This window comes from Noviherbaspirillum aerium (assembly GCF_008929045.1).
GTDB lineage: Bacteria > Pseudomonadota > Gammaproteobacteria > Burkholderiales > Burkholderiaceae_D > Noviherbaspirillum > Noviherbaspirillum aerium.
Window position 1 is genome coordinate 227,443 of sequence record NZ_VFAH01000008.1, and the last position, 13,471, is coordinate 240,913.

Below are 13,471 nucleotides of genomic sequence, written 5' to 3' on the forward strand. Positions count from 1 at the left end.
CGTGTCTCCGCTCTTCTTGTCTTACCAGCGTTCGTACAAGCCTTTGTCCAATAAAACCCTAGTCGGCTTGTCAATGCCAAGTGCTAGTAAGAAGATGCCGCTTGCTCCAGTGAGCCTACGGAAGTTCTTTACTTGTATATGTCCACCGTGCTTCCGGCTCACTTCTCGCCCTGATCCGTTCCCATTTCGCTCCGCAGCGATTGCAACGGTAATATTCGATCCGTCCGCTGGCAGTCGCGCCGTAGTTGATGAGCGCATCTGAATGAAGAATCAGATTGGCGTGCGGAGACGTCGTCGCATTCGTGCCGAACAGCCTTGCACAGTCTTCGCATTCGTTCATCAAACCGCCTCCAGCGTTGTCGAATTCAATGTTTGGATGCTTTTTCGTTATCCAGATCGACACGGACGATCTCGAAACCACCATCGTAATATCCGCGTTCCTCCGCTGTCGTGCGGGCTTCTTCGACGCTGCGGAATCGACCGGCTTGCGAAGCATCATCCGTCAGTGACAAATCGTCTGCAAACGGATAAAGATAGCCGTCCGGAGTCTTGATGATGTAAGCATGCATGGCACGTCTCCTTGGAATGCCGGACCGCAATGTTGGACGCGGCCAGCCGTAAATGACGCTATCTTTCTGTTCGCGCCCGATCTCGATCTGTTAGCGGTTTGTCATGCGCTGACGTACGTAAGTTCCAAAGGAGACCGTGTCGGTCAATTTTCAATACCGTAACTTCGCCTCAATACGTACCGGGAAGCAGTATGTTGCGATCCACCTTTCGAATGTCGGTAATCCCGCAAAACGCCATGGTCAGATCCAGCTCCTTGCGGATAATTTGCAGGCATTGACTGACGCCCTCTTCACCCATCGCACCCAGGCCGAACAGAAACGCTCGCCCAATATAGACACCCTTCGCGCCGAGCGCCAGCGCCTTGATCGCATCCTGGCCGGAGCGGATGCCGCCGTCCATGTGAACTTCAATCTTGTCACCGACTGCCTCGACGATGCCAGGAACTGCAGAAATGGAGGACCGCGCTCCGTCGAGCTGGCGTCCCCCATGATTCGATACGATCAAGGCATCGGCGCCGCTGGCCGCAGCAAGGCGGGCGTCTTCCTCGTCCAGAATCCCCTTGATGATCAGCTTGCCTCCCCATTGATCCTTGATCCATTTCACGTCATCCCAGGACAGGCGCGGGTCGAATTGCTGGGCTGTCCATGCGGACAGTGAGGACATGTCGGATACGTTGCTCGCATGGCCGACAATATTTCCAAAACTCCTGCGCCTGGTACCCAGCATGCCCAGGCACCAGCGTGGCTTTGTCATCATGTTGAGGATATTGGGCACGGTAAGTCTGGGCGGTGCGGACAGGCCGTTGATCAGATCCTTGTGCCGCTGTCCGAGCACCTGCAGGTCCAGAGTCAGCACGAGTGCGGAACACTGCGCCGCCTTGGCGCGGGCGATCAGCCGCTTGATGAATTCGCGGTCGCGCATCACATACAGCTGGAACCAGAACGGCTTGCTGGTATGGGCAGCGATGTCTTCGATCGAACAGATGCTCATGGTCGATAACGTAAACGGAACGCCGAACTTTTCGGCCGCCTTCGCCGCCAGGATTTCGCCATCCGCATGCTGCATGCCGGTCAATCCGGTGGGCGCCAGCGCAACCGGCATGGCAACCTCCTGCCCTACCATCGTCGTCTTGAGCGTGCGGTTTTCCATATTGACGGCTACGCGCTGCCGGAACTTGATATGTTCGAAGTCGGTGCTGTTGGCTCGGTAAGTCGATTCCGTCCAGGAACCGGAATCGGCATAGTCATAGAACATGCGCGGAACACGCCTGTGCGCCAGCTTGCGCAAGTCTTCGATGGTGGTAATGATAGGCATACGGTGCTCCTTGCAATGATGCGCAAGTTTAATCCACGCAACCCCGCTGCCGCAGCGCCGAATGCTTGAAATTTATTCATCTGCCGGAACCAGTGACGGCGCTGCCCCGGTTCCTTCCGCCGCCGACCTGATCAGGCCTGCCGGATCTCGTCATCAACCACTGCGGACCTGATACAGGCTTCGCTGCCATGTCCTGGCATACCCTCCTTGGCTCGGGCAACCTTGACCGTATCAGGCAGGGCGACGCCATTTTTTGCCGCTGTCAATTCAGCCAGAATCGATATCGCGATCTCGGCCGGGGTTTTGCTGCCGATATAAATTCCCACTGGCCCGTGCAGTCTTTCGATCTGGGCGTCCGTCAGCTCGAACAGCTTGAGCCGTTCCCGGCGCTTTGCATTGTTGATGCGCGACCCGATTGCCCCTACATAAAACGCCTCGGACTTGAGCGCTTCCATCAATGCCAGATCATCAAGCTTGGGGTCATGGGTAAGCGCGATGATTGCGCTGCGGCTGTCCGGCTGCATCGCGATAACATGATCATCCGGCATTTCGCGGACGAGTTCGACGCCAGGGAAATCCCATCCTTCCCGATACTCTTCCCGGGGATCGCATATCGTCACCAGGTAATCCATGCCGATTGCAATCTGCGCCAGGAAGCGGGAAAGCTGGCCCGCTCCAATGATGAGAAGGCGCCAGCGCGGTCCATGCACGGTGGTGAGCACGGAATCCGACACCTGAAGCGACATGCCCGGACCCGCCGGCATATAAGACACCTCGCCGCTGCCCAGTTGCAGCCGCCGTGCGACAAGCTGTCGTTCTGCAAGCCGGTCCAGCAGTTCCGGAATCCGGCTCTTCTCCGACAATGGCTCGATTGCCAGTTCGATCGTGCCGCCGCATGGCAGGCCGAATCGATGCGCTTCGTCGGCAGTAATGCCGTAACGGACGATCTCGGGAGCCAAGCGGCGGATACCGTTTTCCCTTGCGTGCGCAATCAGGTCATCCTCTATGCAGCCACCGGAAACGGAGCCGACCACAAGTCCATCGTCGCGCAGTGCCAACATGGCGCCTTCCGGACGCGGACTTGAACCCCAGGTCCGGATCACGGTGACCAGCTCACAGCGGTAACCCTCCGCAAGCCAGCGGGCACAGCTTTTCAATACCTCGAGATCGATACTATCCATGTTGGCTCTCTGTGACAGCGGGCGGCCATGCCGGCAAGGTTGACGGGCGCCCTTCTGCAGATCTGACAATACGCATGCCCCGTCTTTTCAGGCAAGCGTTCCGGCAACGTCCTTGATTGCGGCGCGAATGCGCTGATAGGTTCCGCAGCGGCAGATATTGCCGCTCATCGCGGCATCGATATCGGCGTCGGTCGGATTCTTCTTCGTTTGCAGCAGCGCAGCCGCGCTCATGATCTGGCCGCTCTGGCAATAGCCGCACTGCGGCACATCATGCCTGATCCATGCAGCTTGCACCGCCTTGCCGACAGGATCGTTCTCCATCGCTTCGATGGTCGTCACTTTTTGTCCGGCAGCAGCCGATACCGGCGTCACGCACGAGCGTACCGGCTGGCCGTTTAGGTGAATGGTACATGCGCCGCACAATGCCGCACCGCAGCCGAATTTTGTCCCGGTCATGTTGAGGTTGTCGCGCAGCGCCCAGAGCATGGGAGTGGCGGGGTCTGCATCGCATTGCACGTCGCGCCCGTTGAGGTTCAACGTAATCAAGATGGCGTCTCCTTGTTCGAAGGTCTATTTTTCTTTGGTGCGGCGTGGAGAAAATATAAACGAAATGGCGGTCTCTTGCTTGGCGCATTACCGATGTGGCAACGCGGACTCCTCGCTACTGCAGTAGCAAATGCGATCGGATCTTCCAGTCTTCCAGCGTCGCCGACATGAAATTTTTCCACAAGGGAACAAGTTGGTGCGTTTTCGAGTCTAGAGTGCATCCGTTTTTTTGACGAGTCCTACCATGATGCTTGACGAACAACATAGTGAAGAATTGCGTGCACTCCGTAACCTTGAACGTACCGTACGCGCCTACAGCATCACCACCCGCATGGTGTCTTATCAGCGCCGCCAGGAAATGCTGGCCGCCGCGCTGCGCGAGGTCATCGACGCCCGCAAATCAGCAATCCGCAGGTCGCGCTCGGTCCCCCTGAAGGAGGAATAAGGAAGCTACCTGCCTTGCTTTCCAATTTCCCGGCACTTCGCTGGAGCATGTTCGCGCGCCATCAACATGCTCCAGCCCGCAAACATCGGCTTGCGTCCTCTCCCCTTCCCGCTTCTTTCCTCTCCGCAGTTTTCCTCCTCACAGTTTGTTACGACTAAGACGAAGCAAGTCGACCAGATATTGCCTAGTGTCAAACGAACAAGACTTGGTGCTGGCAACATAAGGCTCTATCGAGTCTTTCGAATCATCCAATGCGTCTTAACCTGTTCAAGCGTGCAGTGCATGTTCATGCCTTTCTGGTATGCATGGCATTCGTAATGCTTCCTGCAACCGAAGCGAAAGCCTTCGGCTTCGCCGATGTGTCCGCCAAGGCGAAAAAGCTTGCGGCCGCCTCCTACGTCAAACCGGAAAAGAACCTTCCGAAGGCACTGGAAACCCTGACCTACGATCAGTACCGCGACATCCGCTTCAATCCGGAGAAATCCTATTGGCGTAACGCTCGCCTCCCCTTCGAACTGGCCTTCTTTCACCAGGGCCAATATTTCGACACGCCGGTCAGGATCCATGAAATCACAGGCAAGGCGGTACATGAAATCAAGTTCGATCCGAAATTGTTCAACTATGGCGCGAACACCCATTTGAACCCCAAGGATCTTGCCAATCTCGGATATGCGGGCTTCCGCGTTCACTACCCGTTGAATACGGCGAAATACAAGGACGAAGTCATCGTATTTCTTGGAGCAAGCTACTTCCGTGCGGTTGGCAAGAACCAGCTATATGGTTTATCCGCACGCGGACTTGCTGTTGATACGGGTCTGAATTCCGGAGAGGAATTCCCGCAGTTCACCGAATTCTGGATCGAACGGCCTGATGCAAATGACAAGGAACTGACGATCTATGCACTCCTGGATTCGCGTCGGGTAACCGGCGCCTACCGGTTCATCGTCAGACCCGGCTTTGACACGGTTGTGGACGTCAAGTCGGAGCTATATCTGCGCGAAAACGTCTCCAAGCTCGGTATCGCGCCATTGACCAGCATGTATTATTTCGGGGAAAACCACCGGCCCAACATTGATGACCACCGACCCGAAGTACATGATTCAGACGGTCTCTCGATCCAGTCGGGGACCGGCGAATGGATATGGCGACCGCTGGTCAACCCGAAACGCCTGCTGATCACCTCATTTGCGCTTAATAATCCTCAAGGTTTCGGTCTTATGCAGCGAGATCGGGAATTTTCCAGCTATGAGGACCTCGAAGCACATTATCAGCGCAGGCCGAGCGCGTGGATAGAGCCGCGCGGAAATTGGGGAGCCGGCCGCGTGGAACTGGTGCAGATTCCGACGCCTGACGAAACAAATGACAATATCGTCGCCTACTGGATGCCAGATGTGCCGCCAAAACCTGGGGTTCCGCTCGGTCTGGAATACCGGATGCTCTGGCAGAAGGATGTCGATAAGAAACCGCCGCTGGCATGGGTGGCGCAGACAAGACGGGGTCATGGTTTTGTACGCAAGCCGGACGACAGCATCGCGCTCTTCGTCGATTTCGAAGGACCGGCGCTGAAAAAACTGGAAGACGGCGCCAAACTTGAGCTGAGCATCACAACCGATGCCAATGCGAAGGTGCTGGAAACGAATACGTATCCGAACCAGATGAGAGGTGGCTGGCGTACCTCGGTCCGCTTCAAGCGAATCGATGACAAGAAGCCAGTCGAACTGCGCGGTTATCTGCGCCACAACAACACAACACTATCCGAAACGTGGAGCTACATTCTTCCGCCCGATTGAAGCGAGTCTACAGCAGCTCGCCGCTCTGCCAGCGATACATTGAGCGGCTGCGCCTATCCCCAACCCAACGCAACCAGGTTGCCGCCGCTATCGATGCGGCAGCACCTGCCACCGAAGATGAAGCCCTCGCCGTCCTGCACGACGCACTTGCGGGCGATGCGTCCCTGGCCGGCAATCCCGCGTATCGTTCGCTCGGCGCACGGATAAACCTCGCCTGCGGGAGTCCGCAGTCAATGCCCGCCTCCGAAAGCGCAGCCATTCTACCGCTGGCGCCGCCGCTGAATCGTGCGTCGATGGTCCCGCACCCGTGGAATCCGCTGAACCCGGTTAAACGCTGGGCGCAGGCGTTGACCCGAAGGCGCACTCAGTGGGTGGAACGACGCCAGGAGAACGGCCGCCGCCGCCCCTGGCCGGCCGAATTGCCGCCCGACGAGGCCGAAACCGGCCCGGACAAGATCGGACGCTGGCAGCATCAAGGCAACATCCGACGCCTGGTACTGCTCGTTCTTATGCTTGCGCAGACCGGAGTCGCCACGTGGTTCATGAGCAAGGTATTGCCCTACCAGGGCACTGCCAAGGATGAAATCGCCCTGCTGGCCTTGTTCTCAATCCTGTTCTGCTGGGTCTCCGCCGGATTCTGGACCGCAATGGCCGGCTTCCTGGTCATGCTGCGCGGCACCGACCGTTTCGTCATATCGCGCAGCGCCGCAGGGGACAAGCCGATCGAGGCTTCAGCCCGTACGGCGATCGTCATGCCGATCTGTAACGAAGATGTCGATCGCGTGATGGCGGGTTTGCGGGCCACGTATGAATCCGTGACGGCAACCGGTGAGCTAGACCGTTTCGACTTCTTCATCCTGAGCGACAGCAACGAAAGCGATACCTGTGCCGCCGAACTCGCGGCCTGGAACGCGTTATGCCGCGAGCTCGACGGTTTCGGACGCATCTTCTATCGCCGCCGCCGGCGCCGGGTCAAGCGAAAGAGCGGCAATATCGATGACTTTTGCCGTCGCTGGGGCAACCAGTACCGCTACATGGTGGTGCTCGACGCGGACAGCGTCATGAGCGGCGATTGCCTGACGACCCTGGTGCGTCTCATGGAAGCCAATCCGGGCGCGGGTATCATCCAGACTGCTCCCATCGCTGCGGGACGCGATACGCTTTACGCGCGCATCCAGCAGTTTTCCACTCGCGTGTACGGTCCGCTGTTCACCGCCGGACTGCATTACTGGCAGCTGGGGGAGTCGCATTACTGGGGGCATAATGCCATCATCCGCATGGCGCCCTTCATCCGCCACTGCGCGCTGGCGCCCTTGCCCGGACGGGGTTCGCTGGCCGGCGAAATTCTTTCGCATGACTTTGTCGAGGCGGCGCTCATGCGCCGCGCCGGATGGGCTGTCTGGATCGCTTACGACCTGCACGGCAGCTATGAGGAAATGCCGCCTAACCTGTTGGATGAATTGAAGCGCGACCGCCGCTGGTGCCATGGCAACCTGATGAATTTTCGCCTGTTCCCGGCCCGCGGCATGCACCCGGTTCACCGGGCGGTGTTCGTCACGGGTGTCATGGCTTACCTGTCGGCGCCGCTCTGGTTCCTGTTCCTCGCCTTGTCGACCGCCATGCTCGCCATGCATACCCTGGTGGAACCGCAGTATTTTGTCGAGCCGCGCCAGCTATTTCCGATCTGGCCGCAGTGGCATCCCGAAAAGGCGCTTGCCCTGTTCAGCGCCACGGTGACGCTGCTTTTCCTGCCGAAGTTCCTGAGCGTTCTGGTCATCGCGCTGCGCGACGCCCGGGGTTTCGGCGGAATACTGCGCCTTACCGCAAGCATGCTGCTTGAACTGCTGTTTTCGATGATGCTTGCGCCGGTGCGGATGCTGTTCCATACCATGTTCGTGACCGCAGCCTTCCTCGGATGGGAAATGCGCTGGAAATCGCCGCCGCGCGACGACACGGAAACCAGCTGGGGCGAAGCCTTCCGCAAGCACGGTCTGCACATGATTCTCGGCATTGCCTGGGGGGCGGCTGTCTACAAGCTGAATCCGTCCTTCCTCTGGTGGCTGCTGCCGATTGCTGGCGCCCTGACGCTCTCGATCCCGATTTCCGTGCTGTCGAGCAGGGTGTCACTGGGCCGGAAGATGCGCAATGCCGGCCTCTTCCTGATACCCGAAGAATCGGCACCGCCAAAGGAACTCACCGACACTTATAGCTATGCCCGGCATGAGGCCGGACAGCCAACGCCGGATTTCGTCGAGGCCGTGGTGGACCCGCTGCTCAATGCCGTCGTGTGCGCCGCGGCGCGCCCTCATCCCGGCCTGCCGCGCCCCGCGATAGAAGCTCGCCAGGCTCTTGCCGATACCGCGCTGCAAGAAGGCCCCGGCGCGTTGAACGCCGCGGATTGCAAGATCCTGCTGGATGATCCGCTCGCCATGTCTAGACTGCATTTCAATGTCTGGTCCTCCCCCTCTGCGCATCCCGAATGGCGGGAACGGATCTATCGCGAATCGGATGATCGCCTGGCGAATGCGTCTTGAAGCAGTCGCTCCGCTTCAAGCGGTGCCAGAGGTTCGCTGATACAGGTACCCTGGATTTCATCGCAGGCCGTGGTGCGCAGAAAAGCAAGATGCTCCTCTTTCTCCACGCCCTCGGCTACGACCGACAGGTCCAGCGTATGAGCGAGATTGATGACTGCTTCCGCCAGCTTCCATGAGCCGTCCTTATCGGCTTGCGCAAGGAAGGATCGATCGAGCTTGAGGCTGTCCAGCGGGAAGCGGCCGAGGTAGGCCAGTGAGGAGTACCCGGTGCCGAAATCATCCACCGAAATACGCAGACCAAGCGATTTGAGCTCGCGCAGGAGACAGGCTGCGACGTCGGCATCCTCCATCAGCGCCGACTCGGTCAGTTCAAGTTCGAGTTGATCCGGCGGCAGCCCGCTCGCCTGCAAAGCCTGGCCGACCGATCTGACCAGCTTGTTCGTTCGAATCTGCCGTGCCGAAAGGTTGACCGAGACCTTGAGCGGCCGGCCGAAGTGCCGGCTCCATTGCTGAACCTGCATCGTGGCGCGGCGTAGTACCCAGTCCCCGATGTCATTGATCAGGCCGATCTCTTCCGCCAAGGGAATGAACTCGCTGGGCGGCACCGTGCCGAGATCCGGATGCATCCAGCGCAGCAATGCTTCCACTCCGGTAACGGTATGGCTTTGCAAATGGACTCGCGGCTGGTAATACACCTGCAATTCATTGCGCGCCACGGCATGCCGGAGGGCAGCCTGCATGACGAGGCGGGACCTTGAGGCGGCGCCCATGTCGGCAGTAAAGAAGCGGTAGGTTCCGCCGCCAAAAGCCTTCGCGCGATAGAGCGCGGTGTCGGCACTTTGGAGCAGCGACTCACTGGTGTCGCCATCCTGGGGATACATGCTAATGCCAATCGATGCGCTGGCCTTGACCTCATGTCCCTTGATCAGAATCGGAAGATCAAGCGAGCGCGTCAGTTTCTCTGCAAGCCTTTTCGCGCTTGACTCCCCATTTCTGCACTCCGCCACCACCACGAACTCGTCGCCTCCCAGTCTCGCGACCGTGTCGTCGGAACGCACGCAGCGGTTGAGGCGTATGGCAATTTCCTTGAGCAGGATATCGCCGGCCGCATGCCCGAAGGAGTCATTCACTTCCTTGAAGTTATCGAGGTCAATAAAGAAGACTGCGATGAAGACACCGGCTTCCCGGCTGTCCAGACGCTGCCTGAGGCTGGTCTGCAGCAGAGCCCGGTTGGGCAATTCGGTAAGGATGTCCAGGGTTGCCAGTCTTTCAAGTGCTCGTGACGTGCGGACCTCGCGGGTAACATCACGACTGACGCCGCGATATCCGTGGAAAATGCCGTTATCGAAAAACGGTTCGCCCGAAATGCGCAGGAAGCGCACCAGTTCGGGATCAACCGCAGAAGCTGCGGGGAAGATCACGTCGTGGAAGGATCGCCGTTCGCGTATGCTTTCCAGGCAAACCAGCAACCCGGGGGCGTGTGGATCCTGCGCATGATCCCTGAAGGAGGAACCGAGCAACTGCTCGGGCTTGACCCGCAGCTTGTGATAGATGCCCTCGGAGAAGAAGGTAAAGCGAAGTTCGGCATCCGTTTCCCAGTACCAGTCCGACGACAGCGAAATCAGGCTGCGGAACCGCTCTTCCCTGCGCTGGAGTTCGCGCTCCGCTTCGATCTGGGCAGTAATTTCTCGTGCAATCGACACCGTCCCGAGCTTGGCGTTCGTGGCCGGATCGCGCAACGTGCGAGTGGTGGCCCCCAGCCATACCCAGGATCCGTTCTTGTGACGGAAACGGATATGCAGGAGGCCGCGCCGTTTCCGTTTTTCCGCCGGCAGTTCCTGATCTTCAGGATGTATATAGTCATATAGCCGCGTGCCGAGCATTTCATGCGCCTCGTAGCCTAAGGTATCCTTGTGGGAAGGAGAAACATAGACGTAGATGTCATTCGCGTCGGTATGAGAAATCATGTCCCGCGCGTTCTCGGTCAGGAGGCGGTGCTCCATTTCGCTTCTTGCCAGCCGTGCTCTTGCCTCATGGCTCTCGGACACGTCAAGGAATGTGCCAATGTAGGTATCCGAAGACCGGTCAGGACCGAATTTCGGCGCGGCCGCTTCTGCAACCCAGCGTACCGTTCCATCGCTGCACAGGATCCGGTACTGGACTTGGTATTCGCGCCGCTGCTCCCGCGCCTGGGTGACGCAACGCTCTACCCGCAGGACATCTTCCGGATGGATGAATTCCAGCCAATCCTTTAGAGAAAGTTCCAGATAACCACTACGCTGACTGACTGGCCGGGCGCGCCGCGCAGCCGACCCGACATATTGATATGGGCCACTGATACTCGCTTCCCATACGATAACGCCCGCGTCATCGGCAAGGCGACGCAGGAAACTGGCAGGCGATGTAGGCGTAAGTTGCAGGCTGGATGCAACCGGCAATGCGAGATCTTTTTCCATGCCTGCAATGTTACCACTCGGCAGCAATGTGGAATAAAGACCTCCCGTGTTTCAGGATATCCATTAAACCGCCGCGTCGGATTGCCAAGCGTTAATGAAACAGCGACGCAGAACTAAAGAAAGCCGTCCTAGGCAGCGGTTGCAGGGCACAATACATTGATCCGCACGTTTAATATCGATAAACTATGACGGTTTAATCGACGAAGCGCTCTCGGCAGCAAGAGGTGGGCGTGGCGTGCCGGCTTCTGAATGCTTGCCCGTCATGGCGTCAATCTGCTTGAGTTCAAGCAACGCCATGATGAAGACGCCGACAACAATTCCGGCAGTAAATAACCCCAGCAGCAGAATGATCAGCGAAACCATCGTCGGCCTCCGTCAGTTGCCTGGTGTGGACAGTCCATCCTTGATTCATTTAAGCACTAGCACGCAATGAAAGGTTGCGTTTAATCAATTTTTTAACGCTAATGCCCAGGCGTATCTCACCATTTCACTATTACGCCTCGGTGTGTTTGCATTTATTGCATTTTTACTCCCAAATATAGGAACTCTTCATCCTTCCCATAGAAAAAATCCTGCGAATAATTTTTGTGCGAAGCAACCAAAGCTGGCTTGCTTTGTCCTATCACTGCTTCTCAGAAACTTTGCGTGCACCAAGTACGGACGTCCATTGAACTGCTCGCAAATATTGACTCTCCACAGGATCACGCATGCCAAGTTTTTCCAAGCTTTATGACTCCTTCAAGAACGGCTACGTCGTTGCGGTGCTTTCCGTTCTGCTTGCTTTCATCGCGGTTGGTGCCGTGGTGTACAAACCGCTTACCACGCAAAGCAATCCCGTGGTTCAATCCCAGGATATCTCCGAGATCACCAAGCTGGTCGCCAACCGCCACAAGCTTGAATACCTGCTACTGGCCCAGCCGCTTTCCGATTTTCCGCGCTATGTTTTCAAATACAAGGACGCTGACGAAATCCATGTGGTCAAGGTGCCGAGCACTTCCCATACGAATCTGGAGCGCGAGGTATTGCTGAAAAATGCAATTCCCTACGCCATCGCCAAAGACGAATTTCTGAACGCCAATCGCGCCATCCTCGAAGACGAGGAAGCACAGCGTTCCGCTCTCGCCGAAGCCGGGTCTTTTCTTGCGCGCAATGCCATTGGTATCGCCCTGCTCGTATTCCTGTTCATCGGCTTGCGCAAGGGCATGCCCAGCCTTGGACTGGGCAGCGGCGCTTCCGTCATCAAGCCGGAGAATCTCAAGGGCAGCATGGATGACCTCGTCGGCATGGAAGACATCAAGCGCGAAGTCGCCCATCTGGAAGAAATGATCATCAACCGCGACCTTTACCGATCGCACAATATCGACAAGCCCTTCAATGTCATGCTGACCGGCCCTGCGGGCACCGGCAAGACCAAACTGGCTGGTTATCTCGCGAAAAAACTCGACATTCCGCTGATTCAGGCATCCGGCTCCGGACTCGAATCCGGCTTCGTGGGCGGCGGTTCCAAGGCCCTCAACGCCCTCTACAAGAAGGCCGTTGCACAAGGCCGCTGCATCATTTTCCTGGACGAGGCGCAGAGCTTGTTCATGCCGCGCGGCCGCGGCGACAAGAAATGGGATGACGATACTGCCAACACCCTGCTTGGCCTGCTTGACGGCGTCAAGAGCGAGGAAGGCTCGGGAGTGATCTGGGTCGTCGCCTCCAACTTCGACGATGCCAACAGTCAGATGGACGAGGCGATGCTGCGGCGCTTCGCGGTGAAGATCAACTTCCGTCTGCCCAACAAATCCGAGCGCCGTGAACTGCTCAACGTATTCCTGTCGCGCAAGGATGTGGAGTGCATCGACTGGAGCAATCTCAATCTCGACTACGTCGCCGAGATCACGGCCAACCTGAGTCCGGCTTTGCTGGAAACCGTGGTGGACCGTGCCAGCATGATCGCTATCCAGGAAAAAAGCCTGATCGATACCGACGTGCTGTTCCGCGCCTTCGAACGCGCGTCCATCGGTCTGACCGACCGCGCCACCACCGCAGAGAAGAACAAGGAACGCGAACGCGTCGCCCTGCACGAACTCGGCCACTTCTTCATGCAGATCGACCCTTACATCCGCGAAGGACTGAGCTGGGATGAAGTCAAGGCAAAATCCAACCTGCTCAAGATCAGCACGGAATCCGTATCGAAGATCGGTGCGCTCGGCTATGTGCTGTCGTCGGCCAGCGATGTATCGCTGCGCACGCTCGAAGAACTGGAGCAGGACGTCGTGCAGTTGTACGGTGGCGTTGCGGCGGAGGAATTGTTTTACGGCGCCCGCGGTATTTCCACCGGCAGCCAGAACGACATTCAGAAAGTGACCTCGATGCTCGACCTGATGGTCAACCGCCTGTCGATGTATTCCCGCTCCAAGCTGGACTATAGCCAGCTCAAGGGAGAGGCCTCGCCCGACGAAGCGCTGCGCCAGGTAGAAGCCAAGGCCGATGAACTCTATACCCGTACCCTCGAAGCCATGAAGGATTACAAGGACCTGATCAGCGCCCTGACTGGCACCCTGCTGGAACGTTACGTATTGTCGAAAGATGAAGTCTTCGAGTTGCTCGCCGAATTGACCGAACCGCCGCGCAAGGCCGCATAAGGTCA

At 57.8% G+C, this 13,471-nt stretch carries 10 protein-coding genes; 4 read left to right on the forward strand and 6 right to left on the reverse strand.

Annotation, left to right across the window (positions count from 1 at the left end):
* Window positions 1-365: 365 nt before the first annotated feature.
* The 4 genes from FH061_RS14150 to FH061_RS14165 form a co-directional block, all read right to left on the reverse strand.
* Window positions 366-569 (reverse strand): hypothetical protein, encoded by a 204-nt coding sequence (locus FH061_RS14150; protein ID WP_151636464.1) that lies wholly within the window; start codon window positions 567-569, stop codon window positions 366-368.
* 169 nt (window positions 570-738) lie between these two features.
* A complete protein-coding gene (locus tag FH061_RS14155) occupies window positions 739-1,884 on the reverse strand; it encodes an alpha-hydroxy acid oxidase (RefSeq protein WP_151636465.1) in 1,146 nt (381 codons plus the stop codon).
* A 131-nt stretch (window positions 1,885-2,015) separates the two neighbouring features.
* A complete protein-coding gene (locus tag FH061_RS14160) occupies window positions 2,016-3,065 on the reverse strand; it encodes an XdhC family protein (RefSeq protein ID WP_151636466.1) in 1,050 nt (349 codons plus the stop codon).
* 87 nt (window positions 3,066-3,152) lie between these two features.
* A complete protein-coding gene (locus tag FH061_RS14165) occupies window positions 3,153-3,611 on the reverse strand; it encodes a (2Fe-2S)-binding protein (RefSeq protein WP_151636467.1) in 459 nt (152 codons plus the stop codon).
* A 244-nt stretch (window positions 3,612-3,855) separates the two neighbouring features.
* On the opposite strand from FH061_RS14165, the gene FH061_RS14170 reads away from it, so the two are divergent.
* The 3 genes from FH061_RS14170 (at window position 3,856) to mdoH (ending at window position 8,380) form a co-directional block, all read left to right on the forward strand.
* The gene (locus FH061_RS14170; protein ID WP_151636468.1) at window positions 3,856-4,056 is read left to right on the forward strand and encodes a hypothetical protein; all 201 of its coding nucleotides are present in this window, start codon (window positions 3,856-3,858) and stop codon (window positions 4,054-4,056) included.
* Window positions 4,057-4,361: 305 nt separating this feature from the next.
* A complete protein-coding gene (locus tag FH061_RS14175; protein WP_192805063.1) occupies window positions 4,362-5,846 on the forward strand; it encodes a glucan biosynthesis protein G in 1,485 nt (494 codons plus the stop codon).
* A complete protein-coding gene (gene mdoH, locus FH061_RS14180; RefSeq protein ID WP_404822469.1) occupies window positions 5,843-8,380 on the forward strand; it encodes a glucans biosynthesis glucosyltransferase MdoH in 2,538 nt (845 codons plus the stop codon). Before FH061_RS14175 ends, mdoH begins: the two co-directional genes overlap by 4 nt.
* Here mdoH and FH061_RS14185 read toward each other — a convergent pair.
* Window positions 8,341-10,836: a sensor domain-containing protein gene (locus tag FH061_RS14185; RefSeq protein ID WP_151636471.1), complete on the reverse strand. Its 2,496-nt coding sequence runs from the start codon at window positions 10,834-10,836 to the stop codon at window positions 8,341-8,343. The genes mdoH and FH061_RS14185 overlap by 40 nt on opposite strands.
* 183 nt (window positions 10,837-11,019) lie before the next feature.
* Window positions 11,020-11,199: a hypothetical protein gene (locus tag FH061_RS14190; RefSeq protein WP_151636472.1), complete on the reverse strand. Its 180-nt coding sequence runs from the start codon at window positions 11,197-11,199 to the stop codon at window positions 11,020-11,022.
* A gap of 344 nt (window positions 11,200-11,543) precedes the next feature.
* Between FH061_RS14190 and FH061_RS14195 the strand changes: the two genes are divergently transcribed.
* Complete coding sequence (locus FH061_RS14195) at window positions 11,544-13,466, forward strand: AAA family ATPase (protein ID WP_151636473.1); 1,923 nt, start codon at window positions 11,544-11,546, stop codon at window positions 13,464-13,466.
* The last annotated feature ends 5 nt before the right edge of the window (window positions 13,467-13,471 follow it).